The following is a 20,290-nucleotide window of genomic DNA, read 5'->3' as shown; positions in this document are numbered from 1 at the left end:
GTTTATTTGCATATTTGCTTATTTAAAATTAGGTACTTCCATTGGATAATCTCCATTCAAACAGGCTAAACAAAAGCCATGCTGTGAACTTGTTGCCGTTTTCAAACCTTCTAGGCTAAGATATGCAATACTGTCAGCCTTAATAAATTCCTTTATCTCATCAATAGTTTTCGTCGCCCCTATTAAATAGCTTCTAAAAGGCGTATCTATACCAAAAAAACATGAATGAGTTACTGGTGGTGATGCAATTCTTATGTGTACTTCTTTAGCACCTGCATCTCTAACCATTTGCGCTAACTGCCTAATTGTAGTACCCCTTACGATACTATCATCAATCATTACTACTACTTTATCTTTGACTATTTCTTTGAGAACACTTAGTTTTGTTTTAACACCTTGCTCTCTAAGCTCTTGTTTAGGTTCTATAAAAGTTCTTTTTGCATATCTGTTTTTAATCAGTCCTAAACCAAATGGTATTCCTAATTCTTGTGCATATCCTATTGCAGCAGGTGTACCAGAGTCAGGAACTGAAAAAACTAAATCTGCTTTTACAGGAGCTTCTTTTGCTAAATTTCTTCCTGCATTAAATCTTGCTTGATAAACATTTATACCATCGATATTACTATCTGGTCTAGCAAAATATACATACTCAAATATACATGATTTTTTTTGAGCATATTTTGTGCTTTTTATACTTTGTACTCCATCTTCATTAATTATTACTATTTCTCCAGGTTCGATATCTCTTACGAATTCTCCACCCATAGCATTTATTGCACAACTTTCCGATGCAAGTATATACCCATCAAGCCTTTTTCCCAAACATAAAGGTCTAAGACCAAAATGGTCTCTTACGCCTATTAACTCTTTTTCTGTCATTATTACAAATGCAAATGCACCCTTAATAATTTCCATTACATTTTTAATAGATTTTAATAAATCTCCATTAAAATTTCTAGCAAGCATATTAGCCACAACCTCTGTATCAGTTGAAGTTTGAAAAATAACTCCGCTATCTTCTAGGATTTCTCGCATTGAATCTGCATTTACTAAATTTCCATTGTGAGCTAAAGCAAGAGAACCTTTTTTATACCTAACTACTAATGGCTGGGCATTTTCAACTTGGCTATCACCACATGTTGAATATCTAACATGCCCAACAGCAATTCCACCTGATAGCCTTTCAATTACATCATCAGTTAATACATCTGATACAAGTCCCATATTTTTATGATATTCAATTTTGCCGCCTGTATTTATTGCAATACCCGCACTCTCTTGTCCTCTATGCTGTAATGCAAACAATCCATAATATATTAATTGTGATGTTATTTCTGGGCTTTCAGAAAAAACCCCAACAACACCACATTCTTCATGTAGTTTGTCGTCATCTAGTAATTTTCCGTACATGGCTTCTCCTATCTTTCTATTTTTTACTTATTCTATTTAGAACTTCTTGATACACTTCTTCTACTCCGCCCATATCTCTTCTGAATCTATCTTTATCAAGCTTTTTATTAGTTTCTGCGTCCCATAATCTACATGTATCTGGTGATATTTCATCTGCTAAAATCACTTGTCCATCATATAAACCAAATTCAAGTTTAAAATCTATCAACTTAATATTTCTCTCTAAGAAAAACTTAGATAAAATTTCATTTACTTTTAACGCATATTTTTTCACTAAATCTAATTGTTCTCTAGTAGCAAACTCCATAGCAAATATATGATAATCATTTATCATTGGGTCACCTAAATCATCATTCTTATAACTAAATTCAAGAACAGTTTCTTTCATAGGAATGCCCTCTTCAATTCCAAGCCTCTGTGCCAATGAACCTGCTGAAACATTTCTAACTATAACCTCAAGTGGCAAAATTGTAACTGCTTTTACAAGAGATTCTCTATCACTTAATAGCTCTATCTGATGTGTTGGTATTCCATTTTCTTCAAGAAGTGAAAATAAAGCTGCTGACATTTTGTTATTAACTACGCCTTTACCTATAATAGTTCCCTTCTTAACTCCATTAAATGCAGTAGCATCATCTTTGTAATCTACGATATATTGTTTGTCATTATTAGTTTTATAAACTTTTTTTGCTTTTCCTTCATATAACATTTCTAATTTTTCCATTTTGATTCCTCCAAAGTTATAATTTTATTTGTTATTTATTTTTTTATTTAATTTTCGGTCTTTTTCAACAACCTTTTGAGCCATTTGTTCTTTATATTCTTTGAACTTATTTCTAAGTTCAGGATATTTTACAGACAATATCTGAACAGCTAAAAGGGCTGCATTTTCCGCGCTATTTATTGCTACAGTTGCAACTGGAACCCCTGGAGGCATTTGAACTATGGCTAACAAAGCATCCATTCCATCTAGTTCTGATGCTTTTATTGGCAATCCTATTACAGGAAGTGGTGTACAACCTGCTAATACCCCTGGTAAATGTGCTGCCTTACCTGCTGCACCTATTATTAGCTCATATCCATTCTCTTCTGCATTTTTTGCAAATTCAAGTGCTGTAAAAGGCGTTCTGTGAGCTGATATAACCCTTACATCAACTTCAACGCTAAAATCGTTTAAAATTTTAAGTCCTTTTTCAACTACCGGAAAATCTGAATCGCTTCCCATTACAATTGCTATTTTCATACTTCCTCCTCCATTAATTAAAATTATTTATCTAAAATATTTAACACCTGACTCAAATATATATTGATCCTTATTTCCATGTACATTTAAATATAAATCCCTGTCTAATCTTTCAGAATGGCCCATTTTGCCTAGTATTCTTCCATCTGGACTAGTAATGCCTTCAACTGATTCAATTGAACCATTTGGATTATATAAACCGTCATATGTCGGATTATTGTTTTCATCAACGTATTGAGTTGCTATTTGTCCATTTTCTTTTAATTTATTTACCCAAAATTCATTAGCAACAAACCTTCCTTCACCATGGGACAAAGGCATGTAATGTATATCTTCTAAATTGCATCCATTTAGCCAAGGGGAAAGATTTGAAACAACTTTAGTCTTTGCAAATGTTGATATGTGCCTTGCAATGCAGTTATATGTTAAAGTTGGATAATCATCTTCTATATCTACTATTTCACCAAATGGCACAAGTCCTAACTTTATTAAGGCTTGGAACCCATTGCAAATTCCAATTATTAAGCCATCTCTGTTTTTCAGCAAATCCATAACTGCATCTTTTAAAATTTCATTTCTAAATACAGAAGCTATAAATTTTCCAGAACCTTCTGGTTCATCTCCAGCACTAAATCCACCAGGAAATGCAATAATTTGAGATTTTTTAATTATTTTATCCATTTCTTTTATTGAGTCTTCTACATCAGTTGGGTTTAAGTTTTTAAATACAAATAATTCTGTATCCGCCCCTGCTCTTTCAAAAGCTCGTTTTGTGTCGAATTCGCAGTTTGTCCCGGGAAATACTGGTATGAACACCTTAGGTTTTGCAATTTTTAACGAAGACTTAATTTTATTTCCCAAACTATAACTGTACGGTTTAATTTGACCTTCTGCATCTTTTTTAATAGGATATATATTATTTAATGGCTGTATCCAAAACTTAGTCATTTCATCTATTTTTATAGCAAATGAACCATTTATAACTATTTCTTTTTCTTCTGTTGTTTTTCCAATATGAATAAACTCTAAATTACTAATTTCGGTTATATCTTTTACTTCAAGTATTATATCTCCATAGTTAGAAGCAAAAAGTCCATCAGAATCGATTAACAACCCCGTTGCTCCACTTTCTGTTTTTTCATAAAGTGTTTTAAATCCAATTTCATTACCAAAAGTCATTTTGCTTATAGCACCTGCTAATCCACCATAGCCAACAGTATGAGCACTTAATATATTGCCTGATTTTACAGCTTCATGTATTGCATCATATTTCATCTTCATATCTTCAAAATCAGGAATATCCAATGAATCTTTTTTTAATTTAACTAATACTACATCGCTATTTATTTTTTTAAATTCTGGCGATATAATATTTTTTATATCTGACACTGCTACTGCAAAGCTAACAAGGGTTGGGGGAACATTAATATCCATGAAGGTTCCAGACATGCTGTCCTTTCCTCCTATTGCTGGAATTTCAAGCTCATGCTGAACTTTAAATGCTCCAAGTAGAGCACTAAGTGGTTTACCCCATTTTTCAGGATCTTTATATAATTTTTCAAAATACTCTTGTAAAGTTAATCTCACTTTTTTATAACTTCCACCCATAGAAACTACTTTTGCTACAGAATGTATAACCGCATACATTGCTCCGTGGTATGGACTTGATTTTGAAAGATATGGGTCAAATCCATAACTCATTATTGTACATGTATTTGTTATGCCATTTTGAACAGGTATCTTGGCAACCATTCCCTCTGATGGTGTCAACTGAGTTTTGCCTCCAAATGGCATTAAAACTGTTCCAGCACCTACAGTAGAATCAAATCTTTCCACTAATCCTTTCTGACAAGCTACATTTAAATCTTTAAGATTTTCTATCCACATATCTTCTAAATTTTTAGATTTGAATTTTTTTATTGAATTATTCTCTATACCAATATTTTTAGGTTCTTTTATTGTTGCATTAATTTTTTGTTTAATTCCATTTGTATCTAAAAAATCTCTACTTATATCTAGTATTACTTCACCTTTCCAACTCATCTTAAGCCTTCTATCATCAGTGACTACGGCAACAACTGTAGATTCAAGATTTTCCTCACGTGCATACTTATTAAACATTTCTACATCACTTGGACTAACTACAACAGCCATCCTTTCCTGTGACTCTGAAATTGCTAGTTCTGTTCCATCTAACCCTTCGTATTTTTTTGGTACTAAATCTAAATTTATATTTAATCCATCTGCTAATTCTCCAATAGCTACAGATACACCGCCCGCGCCAAAATCATTGCATTTTTTTACTAATTTGCTTACTTCCTTATTCCTAAACAATCTTTGTATTTTTCTTTCTGTAGGCGCATTACCTTTTTGAACTTCTGAACCACATAAAGATATCGACTCTTCTGTATGCTCTTTAGAAGACCCTGTAGCACCACCACAACCATCTCTGCCAGTTCTACCACCTACTAAAATAACTACATCATCTTTTATAGGTGCTTCTCTTCTTACATTTTCCAAAGGTACTGCAGCTATAACTGCTCCAATTTCCATTCTCTTTGCTACATAATCTGGGTGGTAAATTTCAACTACATGACCAGTTGCTAATCCAATTTGGTTTCCATATGAACTGTAACCAGCTGCTGCTTCTGTAGAAATTTTTCTTTGTGGAAGTTTTCCTATTAATGTATCTTCTATATTTTGTCTTGGGTCACCACTTCCTGTAACTCTCATGGCTTGATAAACATAAGATCTTCCTGAAAGGGGATCTCTTATAGCTCCTCCTAAACAGGTTGCTGCTCCACCGAATGGTTCTATTTCCGTAGGATGATTGTGTGTTTCATTTTTAAACATCACTAACCACTTTTCGTCCTTATTATCAATTTCTACGTCTACAACTATGCTACATGCATTGATTTCATCGGAAATTTCTAAATCATCAAGCATCCCTTTTTTTCTCAACTCTTTAGCTGCAATTGTAGCTATATCCATAAGACAAATATCTTTATTTTTTTCTCTATCTCCATACGAATAACTTCTACTATTTATGTACTCATTGTACGTACTTTTAATTTTGTCTGTAATTTTTCCCTTTTCAAATTTAATATTCTCAATTACAGTTGAAAAGGTTGTATGTCTGCAGTGATCAGACCAATAAGTATCTATTACTTTGATTTCCGTTATTGTAGGATTTCTTTTTTCTATTGTTCTAAAATAGTCTTGACAAAACAATAAGTCTTCTATGCTCATTGCAAGACCCATATAATATTTATAATCTTCTATTTCTTCTAGTGTTTTATTTGTAAAATTATCAACTACTTCTACTGGGGATGATTCTGGATAGATTTCTTCTAATGTTAAGGGTTTTTCAAGACTTGACTCTCTTGAGTCAACTGGATTTATATAATATTTTTTTATTTTTTCAAATTCATTATCAGTTAAATTACCTTCAAGAATTATTACTTTAGCGTATTTCACAGGTGGTTTTTCTTTTCCTGTTACAATCTGGATACATTGAGAAGCAGAATCAGCCCTCTGATCATATTGTCCTGGCAAATATTCAACTGCAAAAACTTTATTTTGTGATGTATCTATCTTCTCCATATACAATACATCTTGATTTAGTTCAGAAAAAACAATTGACAAAGCTTTATCATAATCTTCATCAGTTACATGAGATATATCATATCTATTTAAAACTCTAATATTTTTCAAGTGGTCCAACTTAAGATTTTCTTTAAAGTTATTTAGTAGATTAATAGCTTCTGTATTAAATCCATCCTTTTTTTCTACAAACACTCTTTTAACATCAAAATTCATAATTGGTTCCTTTCTTTATTTAAATATTTAAAAGCTCATTTATGCGTTTATGATATCAAATAACAAAATGCTTGTCAATGATTTTTCTCTACATTTTTTATTTAATTTTAATAATAGTTCGTATTATATCGTACATTGATATTTATTTTGCTTCATAAGTTCGTATTGTGTGTGTAATGTATACTTTTAACTTCTATATATACATTTATTATTTATATATCCATATATTATTTTATCTTACTTTCATTAATCATTAAAAAGAGGGGAACAATAATATAAAAATTAGCATAAAATATTAAATCGCAAATTAATTTATTTGAAAATTACTTATATTATTTATTTTCAAATAATAAAGCAAGGAGGGCAATAATGTGTGTGGAATAGTTGGATGGATAAATACAAACAGTAATATATCAGATAATATTGGTGTCATGGAAAAAATGACAGATAAACTCATTAGGAGAGGTCCTGATAGCAGTGATTACTACCAATCAGAAAATGTACTTTTTGGTCACAGAAGATTAATAATTGTAGACCCTGAGGGTGGAGCACAACCAATGATTAGATATAAAGGAGAAAAAAAATATGTAATTGTTTATAATGGAGAATTATACAATACTGATGAGGTTAGAGAGGAACTTAAATTAAATGGATATAAATTTGAATCTTATTCAGATACTGAGGTTTTAATAAACTCATATATTGAATGGGGAAGTGCCTGTGTACATCATATCAATGGTATATATGCATTTGGTGTTTGGGATGAAACCAACAAATCTTTATTTTTAGCACGAGATCCCCTAGGTGTAAAACCACTTTTTTACAGTTTTAAAAATAACAATCTTTTATTTGCTTCACAAATTAAAGCTTTACTAGCTCATCCATTAGTAGAACCAATCATAGACCAAGTAGGAGTAATGGAAATATTAGGTCTAGGACCTGCTCGTACACTAGGCAATGGGATTTTCAAAGATATAAATGAAATTCCACCTGCTCACCACCTATTATACAAAGATGGAGTTTGTAAAATAACTGAATATTGGAAACTAGAAGCTGTTCATAATGAGGAAACCTTTGAACAAACTAGAGATACTACTAAAAATCTATTAATTGATGCTATAGAAAGACAATTAGTATCAGATGTACCTCTTTGTACGTTTTTATCAGGCGGACTTGATTCAAGTGCTATCTCTGCAATATCAGCAAACTATTACAATAAAAATGGACGGGGAAAATTAGATACTTTCTCTATTGATTATAAAGATAATGATAAGTATTTCAAATCAAATTTGTTTCAACCATCATCTGATCAAGTATATGCAGAAAAGATGTCAGAATACATCGGTAGCAATCACCATACGATTATTCTTGATAATTTCAAACTAACAGAAGCATTAACAGATGCTGTAAGAGCAAATGATTTACCTGGCATGGCTGACATTGATTCTTCTCTACTGTTATTTTGCAAGGAAATAAAGAAAACCTCTACAGTAGCACTTTCAGGTGAGTGTGCTGATGAAATTTTCGGAGGGTATCCGTGGTTTACTCGTTCAGAAGACATAAACGCAACTACATTTCCATGGTCTAAATCAACCAAGGAACGTAAAAATATACTAAATAAAAATCTATACAATTTACCATTAGAGGAGTACGTTGCTCAAAGATATAGTGATACTATTAAACAAGTACCTAAACTAAAAGGAGAATCTAAGGAAGAATCAAGAATGAGAGAACTATTTTATTTAAATATCAAATGGTTTATGATGACATTACTTAACAGAAAGGATAGGATGAGTATGTGGAACAGTTTAGAAGTTAGAGTTCCATTTGCTGATTATAGACTTGTAGAATACTGCTTTAACATCCCAAATGAATATAAATTTTATAAAGGACGAGAAAAAGGATTGTTAAGAGAAGCTTTAAAGGGAATCTTACCCGAGGAAATTATCGAAAGGAAAAAAAGTCCTTATCCCAAAACTCATCATGTTGATTATACAAATGCAGTTCAAAATTTAGCTACAAAAATTTTAGACAACAAAAAAGCTCCAATATTTGAATTAATTGAGCGCAATAATATAAAAGAAATTGTTGATACTGGCGGAAAGTCATTTAAAGTTCCATGGTATGGACAGTTAATGACAGGACCTCAGTTAATTGCATATTTTATTCAAATAAATACTTGGCTAGAAGAATATAATGTAACCATCAAAAATTAATTAGATTAAATAAAACAAAACAGGCAAATCGGGGCAAATCAGGGACGGTTCTTTTTGATTGACAATTGTTGTCAATCAAAAAGAACCGTCCCTGATTTGTTTTATTTGTTATTTACCATTAAGCATGGTAAGGTTTATAATTTCATTTTCTATTTCTATAATATTATTATTAATTTTATTAAGTGAATCTAAATTAATATCTTTTTTCAAATTACCTTCAGTTAATTTCAAAGCATTTTCAAACAACCTTCTTAGTTCTTCTACATCCTTAGTAAGTTCCTTTATTTGTTCTTCATTTGCCTTTTCAATAATTTTTTTTACTTCAGATGTCAATCCATCAAGCTTGGTAGTTTTATCAGAATCATTAACCTTAATTTCATTTATATGTTCAAACGGTTTAATATCATATATTACATTGTATTCTGGAACAATACAGTTTAATCCAAGCTCTGTTGTTACAGATTTTGCGAAATCTATTTTTGATTCTAATTCGCCATGAACTATAAATACATTTTTAGGTTTTTCTTTAAACCCTCTGAGCCATTTCATCAATGCTGGTTTATCTGCATGACCTGAAAATCCCTCAACATTACATATCTCTGCATTAATATGTATTTCCTCACCTAGAATTTTTACATCCTTTTCTCCATCAACAATTCTTCTTCCAAGGGTTCCTTCTGCTTGATATCCAACAAAAACAATGCTACATTCTTTTTTCCACAAATTGTGTTTTAAATGATGTTTAATTCTACCTGCATCACACATTCCGCTTGCAGAAATAATAATTTTAGGTTCATCAGAAAAGTTTAACGCTTTTGATTCGTCTGCGCTTTGAGTAAAATGAAGATTTTCGAATTCTAATGGGTTATCTCCACCCAAAATATAATTTCTTGCTTCTTCATCAAAAACTAAAGCATTTGCTTTAAATATTTCAGTAGCCTTTGTAGCAAGAGGACTATCTATATACACAGGAATCTTTTTAAGTTCATTTTCCTTTCCACCATTTTCACTCATTTTTTTATCATAATATTTATTTAACTCATATATTATTTCTTGAGTTCTTCCTACTGCAAATGATGGAATGATTACACTTCCACCTCTTCTTACCGTCTTTAAAATTACTTCAATAAGTTCTTCTGTTCTTTGCTCCATATTTTCATGAATTCTATTTCCATAAGTTGATTCTATTATTACATAATCTGCACTATCTATTATTGCAGGGTCCTTTAACAAAGGTTTTTCATCCATTCCTAAATCCCCTGAATAAACAAGTTTTATTGTTTCATTATCTTCTTTAAACCACATTTCAATAATTGATGAGCCTAATATATGACCTGCATCATTAATTTTTACTGTCAAATCATCACCTATAGTTATAACTTGATCATAAAATATAGGTTTAAAATACTTTAAGCTATCTATTGCATCACTTTGTGTATACATAGGTTCTACAAGTTTTTTCCCTGAACGTTTTGATTTCCTATTTTTCCATTCAGCTTCTGTTTCTTGAATATGGGCACTATCAACTAACATTATCTGACATAAATCATATGTAGGCTTTGAACAATATATTACACCTTTAAATCCATTTTTAACAAGTAACGGAATTCTACCACTGTGATCAATATGACTATGACTCAAGAATAAATAATCAATTTCACCAGGATTTACTTCTAGCACCTCTCCATTTAAATCTTCATCCTTACCTTGAAACATTCCGCAATCTAATAATATTTTTTTGTCTTTAAACTGGATTAAATGACTGGAACCTGTAACACCTTTTACTGCGCCTAAAAATCTTATATTCATATAACGACCCCATTTCTATTTATTTTATATTATTACTAATATATTTTTTATACCACATTATAATTTATTTAAACTTAATCCATGAATAAATAAATTTTACAAAAAAGATGAACCCTTTATTTAGAATTCATCTTTATTACTTCAATCTTTTTAATTTAAATTAATATTAAAACGTGTTAACTCTCCATTTGTCTTGATAAAAAGATACATGCAGTTTTAACTAACTTTTCTTCTACTTCACTCATTTTTGCATTTTTTTCCTTTGAAAGTAACATTACTGAACCTATTGGATCACCATGTACTAATATTGGGGAAATTACTTGACTTGTATAGTTGTCAGGATTAAATTCATTAGCAGTTATTCTAATTGGTTTTGTATTACCTGTAGTAAAATAAACTTCCCTGCTTTCTATTATCTTTTCAAGTTCAGGACTCAATCTCTTTTCAGTATAATCTTTTTTAGAACTACCTGAAACTGCAATCACACCATCTCTATCAGTTATTATAGCTATATGTCTAGTTGTTTCAAAAAGCGATTCAACATATTCTCCCGAAAACTCAGTCAATTCTCCTATTGGAGAATATTTTTTTAGTATAATTTCGCCCTCTCTATCAGTAAATATTTCAAGAGGATCTCCTTCTCTTATTCTCAAGGTTCTTCTTATTTCTTTAGGGATTACTACTCTGCCCAAATCATCAATTCTTCTGACAATTCCCGTTGCTTTCATATTATCGTTCCTCCAATTACTATATTTTTATCTTGATATGACATTTCTTTTAATAGTTAGTATTATTTGCACTTTAATGAATATTATCCCCAAATGTTTTAGGATATATCTGGTAAAAATTTGTCATATTTTATATTATATATTAATAACTAAAGAATAGCAATAATTATTTACTAAATTTAACATTCTTTTATTTTCTTTCAATAATTGCATTATTTTTCAAATTTTCAACAAGAGTATTATAAATATTTGTTTTATATGTTTCTGTCAAAGAATCTTTTGAATTCTCAAATGTTACTGTATCATCTGTTTTCTTATCAGTTACCTTAATTATATGATATCCAAATTGTGATTTTACTGGATCACTTACATCTCCAACATTCATAGAGAATGCAGCTTCTGAAAATTCTTTAACCATACTTCCATATGAGAAGAAATCTAAATCCCCACCGTTATCTTTGCTTCCATCTATTGATACTTCTTTTGCAACATCTTCAAAATTTTCACCTTTATTTAATCTATCAATTACAGACTTAGCTTCATCTTCTGTATTTACTAATATATGACTCGCTCTAACCTGTTGACCCATTTTTATATCTTCGTACACTTTCTTTAATTCTTCATCAGTTGGCACTGCACCTTCAATATTTTTTTGTAAATATTGATTAATTATATATTCCTTCTTTATAGCTTCAGTTAAGTACTCTTCTGTCATTTCATTTAAGTACTCTTCTGTCATTTCATTTGTTTCTAAAAAAGTTTTATACTCTTCGTCAGTATTGAAATATCCTTTATAAACATCTAATTCTTTTTTAAGCTCTTCATCTGACATAGAAAAACCATCTTTTTCAGCTGCATCTATTAAAAGCAACTCTAATACCATATTTTCCATTATTGCTTCATCTTTATAATAATCCCCAAAAGTTTTTCCATTTGCCATTGGAGTATCCCAAGCACCCTCACCATACTGAGTTTCTACCATTTTTTTATATGATGCTAACGTCTCATCAAAATCCTTTTGCATGATTGCTTTTCCATTAACAACAGCTAAAACACCTTCTTGATTAATTAAATCTGATTTACTATCATCACTTTTTGTACATGCTGTTACAGCTAAAGCAATACAAAATACTAAAGTTAAACTAACTACATTTTTAAATTTCTTCATTTTTTTCCTCCTTGGCAGGTTTTTTCAACTCTGCTTTATAATTGTACAATTTTTCAAATATATTTTCAAGATCCTCAAGTATTTTTATTTGTTCTGGAGAATCTAAGCGATATTTAATAATAGGTTCTTTTGAAACATCGAATTTTATTTTATCTTTAAAATTATCTATTAAAAAACCTATTAAATTTGAATTGAGATCATTGTTTAAGTTCAATTCTATGTTTACTGAATTTCCAATTTGTGTAATTGCTTTAATGCTTAGCTTTTTACACAAAGATTTAATATACGATATTTTAAGCAAATTATTAACTTGCTTTGGAGGTGTTCCAAATCTATCAATAATTTCTTCAGTTATATCAAAGATATCTTCTTTACTAGAAGTTGCAGCAATTTTTTTGTATATTTCTATTTTTTGCTCTTCATTTTCTATATAATTTGATGGTATATACCCATCAACACTTAAATCAACTGTTGTTTCTATTTCCTCTTCTAGCTTACCTGAACCTTGCAATTCTCTAACAGCTCTATCTAAAAACTTAACATACAAATCATATCCAATAGCAAGCATGTGTCCATGTTGTTCTGCTCCAAGTATATTACCACAGCCCCTAATTTCTAAATCTCTCATTGCAATTTTAAATCCTGACCCAAAATCAGTAAATTCTCTTATAGCCCTTAGTCTTTTATCCGCTACTTCTGAAAGCATTTTATCTCTTTCATATGTGAGATAAGCAAATGATATTTTATTAGATCTTCCTATTCTACCTCTCAGTTGGTATAATTGAGACAACCCTAAGTGATCTGCATTATCTATAATCAAAGTATTAACATTAGGTATATCCATACCAGTTTCAATTATAGTGGTACAAACAAGTATATCATATTCTCTTTTCACAAAATCAAGCATTACATTTTCAAGATGTCTTTCACCCATTTGTCCATGTCCAACAGCTATTCTGACGTCTGGTAATAACTTTTGCAACTTTGATGCAGTACTTTCTATGTCAATTACTTTATTATGAACATAGTATACCTGTCCGCCTCTAGATAATTCTTTTTCAATTGCATCTTTTATTATACCTTCATTATATTCAATTACGTATGTTTGTATAGGAAGTCTATCTCCAGGCGGTTCTGATATGATACTCATATCCCTAACACCTATCATTGACATATGCAATGTTCTAGGTATAGGTGTTGCTGATAATGTCAAAACGTCTATATTTGTTTTAAGTTGTTTAATAGATTCTTTGTGCTTTACTCCAAACCGTTGTTCTTCATCAATTATTAAAAGTCCTAAATCTTTAAATTTTAAATCTTTTGACAATATTTTATGAGTTCCTATAACTATATCGATTAAGCCCTTATTCAAATCATTTATTATTTTAGCTTGTTGATATGGTGTTCTAAACCTACTAAGCATTTCAATTTTTATTGGATATCCTCTAAACCTTTCAACCATATTTGTATAGTGTTGTTGAGCTAATATTGTTGTTGGAACGAGAACAGCAACCTGTTTTGAATCCATTATAGCTTTAAAAGCTGCCCGCATAGCAACCTCGGTTTTACCAAACCCAACATCTCCACAAAGCAATCTATCCATAGATGTAGATTTTTCCATATCTTTTTTTATTTCTTTTATACATCTAAGCTGATCATTTGTTTCTTGAAAAGGAAATTTATATTCAAACTCCTTTTGCCACTCAGAATCTGGTGAAAACTGATATCCTTTTATAACTTTTCTTTCAGCATATAATTTTACCAACTCATTAGCCATATTTGCTATAGCTGCTTTTGTACGCTCTTTTGTTTTAACCCAATCCTGAGTTCCCATTTTATTAAGCTTAGGTTTCTCAGAATCTGCACCTATATATTTTTGTATAAGTGACATCTGGTCAACAGGAACATAAAGTTTGTCTTCACCTTTGTACTTTATACACAAATAATCTTTTTTAATATTTTGAACATCAATTTTTTCTATACCAACATATTGCCCTATACCATGATGCTCATGTACTACATAATCGCCTACTTTTAAGTCACTAAAAATACTAATTTTTGAACCTTTTGTTTTTTTCTTCCTCTTAGTTTTTTTACTGACAGACCCAAAAATTTCATTTTCAGTTAATACAAGAATTTTATTATCATAGTACTCAAATCCCTTTTTTAACTCACCATGAAGTATTGCTACCTGCCCACTCTCAATTGATTCACTAGTACTGCTTGACAAAATTGTGCTACATTCATAATCATTTAAAAGATTGTGAAGCTTATTGCATCCTTCCTTACTACTTAAAACTATTGCAACCTTATATCCTTTATACTTATATCTATTTAAATCCTTAGATAAATCTTCAAGCTTTCCATAGTAAGAAACTGCTTCTTTAAATAAAAACTGAACCGAATCCTCAGTTTCTATAGTCTTATTTAGTTTTCCATTAATAGAAATATAGTTTTTTTCTAGTATCTTAGTTTTTATTTCACTAGCACTAAAATAAACATCACTTTGTTTTGTAAAAATTTCTCCCTTTTCAAACAATTCGCTATATTTTACTTCAAAGCTTTCGTTTAAAGTTTTTATTTCTTCAAATATTCGTTCAGGTTCATCTATTAATATAATAAAATCATCGTCAAAATAATCTAATATACTTACAAAAGAATCCTTCAAAAACGGAACTAATAAATCAGAATTTTCAAAATTCAATTTTTCTTGAAGTTTATCTTTATAACTATTTAATAGATTCTTAAGTTTTTTACCTATTTCCTTAGAATTAGGCAAATCCGCAATCTTTTTAAGCCTCTTGTCATAGTCCTTTTCTACTTCACGTAGTATTTTACTTATTTCATCTTCTTCAAATATCAAATCACTACATGGTATAATTTTTACAGATTTTTGATTCTTTATTGATCTCTGTGTTTTTAAATCAATAATTCTTATTGAATCTATTTCATCATCAAAAAATTCAATTCTACATGGATTTATTTCCGATGAAGAATAAATATCAATAATCCCACCTCGAACAGAAAATTGTCCTACTCCTTCAACCGAATCCACTCTTTCATACTTTAATTTAATTAGATTATTTTTTAATTGGTTAAGGTCATAGTTTTTTCCATACTTTAATTCTATTATATTTTCCTTAAATCTATCTTTAACCATTACTCTTGTAATAATAGAGTTTACAGATGCAGTCATAATCATTTTTTTGGACGAAAGGATTTTATCAATCGTATTCGTCCGCTTGTATTCAATATCTTTACTAAGTGCATCAACGTTATATAAGATAAATTCTTTAGGCAGAAGTCTTTTCGCATCATTAGAATACGCTTTTAACATTTCTTCATATTTTTTTGATTTTGATTCATTATTTGTTAATATTAATACTTTATTAACAGTACTATCCACTAAATTACATGCCAAATAAGCCAGTCCTTCTTCGTTAATACCTTGAACAAGCTGACTTTTACCTTTTTTAATATTATCACTAATAACATTAAATTTCTCTGTTTTTTGAAATTGCGAAAATAAAATTTTATCCATTTTTCCCTTTATTCTAGAGTTATAACTTCTCTTCTAAATTTAATTTACTTAATAATCAATCCATATTTTAGTTATACAATATTATTTATTCTTAATATAAAAATACAATTTACTTCATGTTTCATAATAAACAATAAAAATATACTACACTAATAGTCTATTACTCGTTTTTTGTTTTAATGTTGAATTTTTGCATTGAACTATCTAAACTTTTTAAAATTATTTCTTCAACAGCTTCAGAAGCTAATTTAATTATATTGTCAATTATCAATCTTTCTTCTTTGTTAAACCTTTGAAGCACATAATCTGCAAGGTCCATATCAGGATTCCGTCCAATTCCAATCCGCACACGAGGAAACATATCATTCTGAAGTTGATATATAATTGACTTCATCCCATTATGAGTTCCAGAACTCCCGTGAGGTCGTATTCGTAATGACCCTGGAGCTATATCTATATCATCATATATAACTATAAGGTTTTCGATTGGAACCTTATAAAACTTTGCTATTTCAGCTATTGCTATTCCACTTCTATTCATATAAGTAACTGGTTTAACAAGCATAACCTTTTCTCCATTTATATTAAATTCACCATAAATGGAGTTAAATTTTAATTTATTTAAATTTACATTGTGCTTTTGTGCTAGGTAATCAATTGTGTCAAACCCAACATTGTGCCTTGTACCAGAATACTCTTTACCTGGATTCCCTAGTCCTGCAATTATATACATGTTAAAATTATACCTCTTTTCAATTTTTACCAAATACTATTTTTTTATTAAAATCTATTTTTTCCTAATCCTTTTTTATTCACCTGTCTAGATCTTGCTATTGCTAAATCACCTGTTTCAACATTTTTTGTTATTGTTGAACCACAAGCCACATAGCCCCCATCATTTATATTAACTGGAGCTACAAGATTAGAGTTACTGCCTATGAAGGCACCATCTCCCACTATAGTTTTATGTTTGTTTTTACCGTCATAATTCACAAATACAACTCCACATCCTATGTTAACATTCTTACCAACTTCAGCATCGCCTATGTATGATAAATGAGATGATTTTGAATTATCTCCAATAATAGACTTTTTAACTTCTACAAAATCCCCTATCTTTACATTTTTCCCAAGTTTTGTACCAGGCCTTAGATATGCAAACGGACCAACGGTTGTATTATCATCTACATATGATTCTATTACCTTTGAACTTTCTATATTGACATAGTCTTTAATTATGGAATTTATTATTCTTGAATTCGGTCCTATAATACAATGATTACCTATTGTTGAACCACCTTCTAATATAACTCCTGGATATATAACTGTATCATTACCAATTTTTACACTATCTTCAATATATGTATGTTCTGAATCAATAAAGGTAACTCCTGACAGCATATGTCTTTTATTAATTCTCATCTGCATTATCTTATTTACTTCCGATAGCTGAACTCTATCATTTACTGCTTTTATCTCAGATTCATCTTCAAGTATATAGCCACCAATTTTATATTGTTCATTATTTAAAACTTTGATAGTATCAGTAAGATAATATTCATTTTGAGAATTGTTTGTATCTATATTCTCCAAGGCCATTTTCAACATACTACCGTTAAAACAAAAAATTCCAGTATTAATTTCTTTTATAGCTTTTATTTGTTCAGTGGCATCTTTTTCTTCTACTATGCCTGATATAGTCATATCTTCTTTTCTAACTATTCTGCCATAACCTTTAGGATTATCCAGTATAGCGGTTAAAACAGAAGCTTCATACCCTTTATCCTTATGAAACTTAACAAAGCCCTCTAATGTCTCTTTTGTTATAAGTGGTCCATCACCGCAAAGTATTAAAACTGTGTCATCATCATTAATATGGCCTTTAGCAGACATAACTGCAAATCCAGTTCCATATGGAAGACCTTCTCCAATAGGTTGTTCTACTGTAAAAACACCATAATCATCTATGCTTTCTTTAATCTTTTCTTTACCATGCCCTAAGATTACAACATTTTTTTCTATGCCTGATTTATCAGCAGCTTCTATAACATATTTTATCATTTCTTTACCACAAACTTTATGTAAGGTTTTTGGAGTATCAGATTTCATTCTCGTACCTTCTCCAGCCGCCAAAATTATTGAAATATCCATTTAATATATCTCCTTATAATTTATAATTACCAGTTATTATACATCATAATATGAACTTCTTCAAGAAATAAAACATATAAAACACAAAAATAGGGTCTTTAATAAGACCCTGAAACTGTTAATATTTAATAACAGTTGTTCGTTACAGTGGCACAGCTTGTTCTTCTAATTCATTTTCCTCTGTAAGTTTTTCTTCATAAGCCTTGAATACTGCTTCTGCAACAAGATTCCTAGTATCAGAATTGATTGGGTGAGCAATATCCTTAAATTCTCCATCAGGCATTTTTCTACTAGGCATAGCTATGAATAGACCATTTTGTCCTTCAATGATTTTTATATCATGTACTACAAAACAATCCTCAAAAGTTACCGAAACGATTGCCTTCATCTTGCCTTCTGTGTTTATTTTCCTGACCCTTACGTCCGTTATCTGCATGTTGTCACCACCTTCCCCCGAAAAAATTATGTCCAATTAAATGTATTATACTACATCTACCAAATAATTGCAAAAAAACATTTTCATTTTTTGCAATTATTTTATGAATTTATTTTAACAATTTCAAATTTGGCTCAATTTCAATAGTTTCATCCTTATCATTAAATCTATTTAGGACCATTAAGGATAAATAATTATCTACAAGTTTCTTTTCTGGTTCCTTTGTTTCAATAACAACTGCTGTTCCTACAACTTGTGCATTAAATTCTCTCATCATATCAGCCATACCCTTTGCAGTTCCTCCACCCTTCATGAAATCATCCACTAATAAAACCTTACAGTTTTCTTTTAAAGACCTACGAGATAGAGACATAGTTTGAATATTGTTTGATGAACCAGAAACATAATTTATACTAACAGTAGCTCCCTCTGTAACTTTATTATTTCTTCTTATAACTGCAACTGGTACATTTAACTTCTGAGCAGTCAATATAGCTACAGGAATACCCTTCGTTTCAACTGTTACTACGTAATCTATTTTTACACCACTAAATTCCGATGCAATTATTTTAGCAATATTAGAAACAACATTTGGATCATTAAATAGATCTGTCATATAAATAAATCTTCCTGCAATAATTCTGTTTTTTTGAGAAAACAAGTCGCAAAGGCCTTTCAATATGTCTTCTTTTTCTTTTTTGCCTAAAAGAGGTATAAAGACTGCCCCTCCTGACGCACCTGCCATAGTTTCTATTTTACCACATTCAATCTCTTCGACCAATTCTTTAACTATTGCAATATCTTCACTTATAGTTGATTTAGCAGCATTAAACATTTCGCAAAAGTAATTATATGAGAAAATGTAATTCGGCTTTTCAGCGAAAATTTTCATTAACGCTCCAATTCTTTGATTTCTTTTGTATTTATTCACAGTTACTCCTCATTACGTACGTTTTATATAAATTATATAACATAAGTTCGTCATTTACAAATATTATTTATTTAAATTGCTTTAAACAACTCTTTCACACAATAATAAAATTTATTTCACTTGTCCACCTGCAAATATTATTGATTTATGAGCAAGTACTTCTATAGGATTAATAAAATTCCCTTTAAACTTAAAGATAAAGTCAGCCGATGATAATTCTGTACACCCTAACAAAATAGATGTTGCACCCATTTCTTTAAGTTCCTCAGCTGCTTCCAATAAAAGACTAGGACCTACTTCAATTTTCGAGCTCTTAATTACATCATATATAAAACTCATAACTTTTGTCTGTGTTTTATTTGGCACTATGGTCTTTATTCCTCTTTTCGAAAAAGAGTTTTCATATATTTTTGATTTAATAGTTCCATCTGTGGCTAATATACCAACAATTGCATCTTTACCGTATTTGTCATATGTGTAATTTACTGTTTCATCAACCATATTAATCATCGGTATACTAATATTAGATAATATTTTATCAATAAAAAAATGAGCAGTATTACAAGGCATTATTAAAAAATCAGCACCACAAGATTCTAAATGTTTTGCTGAAATAACCATTTCTTTTAATGGATCTTCTACACCATTCAATATTGCTTTTGTTCTATCTGGAATATTAGTATTGCTGTCAATCAAAACATGTATATGATCTTGATCTTTTTCTGCATTTGTGTTTAATACAATTCTTTCAAACAAATGGGCTGTTGCAAGAGGTCCCATACCTCCAAGAATTCCTATAGTTTTCATTTTACACCTCAAAATTTTTTTAATTACCTAT

The 20,290-nt window shown here is 30.1% G+C and carries 14 protein-coding genes; 1 reads left to right on the top strand and 13 read right to left on the bottom strand.

All coding sequences use genetic code 11. From position 1 onward, the window contains the following. Positions 1-18 precede the first annotated feature (18 nt). From purF to J2Z76_RS14810, 4 genes are read right to left on the bottom strand one after another with little or no spacing between them, the layout of a single operon-like run. Positions 19-1,410 (bottom strand): amidophosphoribosyltransferase, encoded by a 1,392-nt coding sequence (purF, locus tag J2Z76_RS14825; protein ID WP_209512839.1) that lies wholly within the window; start codon positions 1,408-1,410, stop codon positions 19-21. Positions 1,411-1,426: 16 nt separating this feature from the next. Next, positions 1,427-2,134, bottom strand: a complete 708-nt coding sequence (gene purC / locus J2Z76_RS14820; protein ID WP_209512838.1) for a phosphoribosylaminoimidazolesuccinocarboxamide synthase — start codon at positions 2,132-2,134, stop codon at positions 1,427-1,429. 24 nt (positions 2,135-2,158) lie between these two features. Next, positions 2,159-2,653 (bottom strand): 5-(carboxyamino)imidazole ribonucleotide mutase, encoded by a 495-nt coding sequence (purE, locus tag J2Z76_RS14815; protein ID WP_209512837.1) that lies wholly within the window; start codon positions 2,651-2,653, stop codon positions 2,159-2,161. Positions 2,654-2,680: 27 nt separating this feature from the next. Beyond that, on the bottom strand, positions 2,681-6,472 hold the full coding sequence (locus J2Z76_RS14810; protein ID WP_209512836.1) for a phosphoribosylformylglycinamidine synthase: 3,792 nt from the start codon (positions 6,470-6,472) through the stop codon (positions 2,681-2,683). 371 nt (positions 6,473-6,843) lie between these two features. Between J2Z76_RS14810 and asnB the strand changes: the two genes are divergently transcribed. Beyond that, positions 6,844-8,688 carry an asparagine synthase (glutamine-hydrolyzing) gene (gene asnB, locus J2Z76_RS14805; protein ID WP_209512835.1) on the top strand — a complete coding sequence of 615 codons (1,845 nt, stop codon included), beginning with the start codon at positions 6,844-6,846 and terminating at the stop codon, positions 8,686-8,688. A 108-nt stretch (positions 8,689-8,796) separates the two neighbouring features. Here asnB and J2Z76_RS14800 read toward each other — a convergent pair whose 3' ends face one another. The 9 genes from J2Z76_RS14800 to cuyB all read right to left on the bottom strand — a co-directional run bounded on the left by J2Z76_RS14800 (position 8,797) and on the right by cuyB (position 20,259). Beyond that, positions 8,797-10,497, bottom strand: a complete 1,701-nt coding sequence (locus J2Z76_RS14800; protein ID WP_209512834.1) for an MBL fold metallo-hydrolase RNA specificity domain-containing protein — start codon at positions 10,495-10,497, stop codon at positions 8,797-8,799. Positions 10,498-10,673: 176 nt separating this feature from the next. Then, on the bottom strand, positions 10,674-11,225 hold the full coding sequence (spoVT, locus tag J2Z76_RS14795) for a stage V sporulation protein T (RefSeq protein ID WP_209512833.1): 552 nt from the start codon (positions 11,223-11,225) through the stop codon (positions 10,674-10,676). Between the two features lie 190 nt (positions 11,226-11,415). After that, positions 11,416-12,393, bottom strand: a complete 978-nt coding sequence (locus J2Z76_RS14790) for a peptidylprolyl isomerase (protein ID WP_209512832.1) — start codon at positions 12,391-12,393, stop codon at positions 11,416-11,418. After that, positions 12,380-15,934 (bottom strand): transcription-repair coupling factor, encoded by a 3,555-nt coding sequence (gene mfd / locus J2Z76_RS14785; protein WP_209512831.1) that lies wholly within the window; start codon positions 15,932-15,934, stop codon positions 12,380-12,382. Before mfd ends, J2Z76_RS14790 begins: the two co-directional genes overlap by 14 nt. A 160-nt stretch (positions 15,935-16,094) precedes the next feature. After that, positions 16,095-16,667 carry an aminoacyl-tRNA hydrolase gene (pth, locus tag J2Z76_RS14780; protein ID WP_209512830.1) on the bottom strand — a complete coding sequence of 191 codons (573 nt, stop codon included), beginning with the start codon at positions 16,665-16,667 and terminating at the stop codon, positions 16,095-16,097. Between the two features lie 47 nt (positions 16,668-16,714). After that, the gene (glmU, locus tag J2Z76_RS14775) at positions 16,715-18,085 is read right to left on the bottom strand and encodes a bifunctional UDP-N-acetylglucosamine diphosphorylase/glucosamine-1-phosphate N-acetyltransferase GlmU (RefSeq protein WP_209512829.1); all 1,371 of its coding nucleotides are present in this window, start codon (positions 18,083-18,085) and stop codon (positions 16,715-16,717) included. Positions 18,086-18,227: 142 nt separating this feature from the next. After that, the gene (spoVG, locus tag J2Z76_RS14770) at positions 18,228-18,521 is read right to left on the bottom strand and encodes a septation regulator SpoVG (RefSeq protein ID WP_209512828.1); all 294 of its coding nucleotides are present in this window, start codon (positions 18,519-18,521) and stop codon (positions 18,228-18,230) included. A gap of 109 nt (positions 18,522-18,630) precedes the next feature. Further along, complete coding sequence (gene purR, locus J2Z76_RS14765) at positions 18,631-19,452, bottom strand: pur operon repressor (RefSeq protein WP_209512827.1); 822 nt, start codon at positions 19,450-19,452, stop codon at positions 18,631-18,633. Positions 19,453-19,563: 111 nt separating this feature from the next. Further along, positions 19,564-20,259 carry a cysteate racemase gene (gene cuyB, locus J2Z76_RS14760; protein WP_209512826.1) on the bottom strand — a complete coding sequence of 232 codons (696 nt, stop codon included), beginning with the start codon at positions 20,257-20,259 and terminating at the stop codon, positions 19,564-19,566. Positions 20,260-20,290 lie beyond the last annotated feature (31 nt).

This window comes from Sedimentibacter acidaminivorans, from assembly GCF_017873955.1.
Classification (GTDB): domain Bacteria; phylum Bacillota; class Clostridia; order Tissierellales; family Sedimentibacteraceae; genus Sedimentibacter; species Sedimentibacter acidaminivorans.
Note: the sequence above shows the minus strand (reverse complement) of the source record. Positions and strands in the feature narration are given on the sequence as shown.

Bases quoted from the DNA above. Each gene is read 5' to 3' on its own strand.
- J2Z76_RS14810 (WP_209512836.1), bottom strand. From the start codon at position 6,472: ATGAATTTTGATGTTAAAAGAGTGTTTGTAGAAAAAAAGGATGGATTT.
- mfd (WP_209512831.1), bottom strand. From the start codon at position 15,934: ATGGATAAAATTTTATTTTCGCAATTTCAAAAAACAGAGAAATTTAAT.
- spoVT (WP_209512833.1), bottom strand. From the start codon at position 11,225: ATGAAAGCAACGGGAATTGTCAGAAGAATTGATGATTTGGGCAGAGTA.
- glmU (WP_209512829.1), bottom strand. From the start codon at position 18,085: ATGGATATTTCAATAATTTTGGCGGCTGGAGAAGGTACGAGAATGAAA.
- purF (WP_209512839.1), bottom strand. From the start codon at position 1,410: ATGTACGGAAAATTACTAGATGACGACAAACTACATGAAGAATGTGGT.
- purC (WP_209512838.1), bottom strand. From the start codon at position 2,134: ATGGAAAAATTAGAAATGTTATATGAAGGAAAAGCAAAAAAAGTTTAT.
- cuyB (WP_209512826.1), bottom strand. From the start codon at position 20,259: ATGAAAACTATAGGAATTCTTGGAGGTATGGGACCTCTTGCAACAGCC.
- purE (WP_209512837.1), bottom strand. From the start codon at position 2,653: ATGAAAATAGCAATTGTAATGGGAAGCGATTCAGATTTTCCGGTAGTT.
- J2Z76_RS14800 (WP_209512834.1), bottom strand. From the start codon at position 10,497: ATGAATATAAGATTTTTAGGCGCAGTAAAAGGTGTTACAGGTTCCAGT.
- spoVG (WP_209512828.1), bottom strand. From the start codon at position 18,521: ATGCAGATAACGGACGTAAGGGTCAGGAAAATAAACACAGAAGGCAAG.
- pth (WP_209512830.1), bottom strand. From the start codon at position 16,667: ATGTATATAATTGCAGGACTAGGGAATCCAGGTAAAGAGTATTCTGGT.
- J2Z76_RS14790 (WP_209512832.1), bottom strand. From the start codon at position 12,393: ATGAAGAAATTTAAAAATGTAGTTAGTTTAACTTTAGTATTTTGTATT.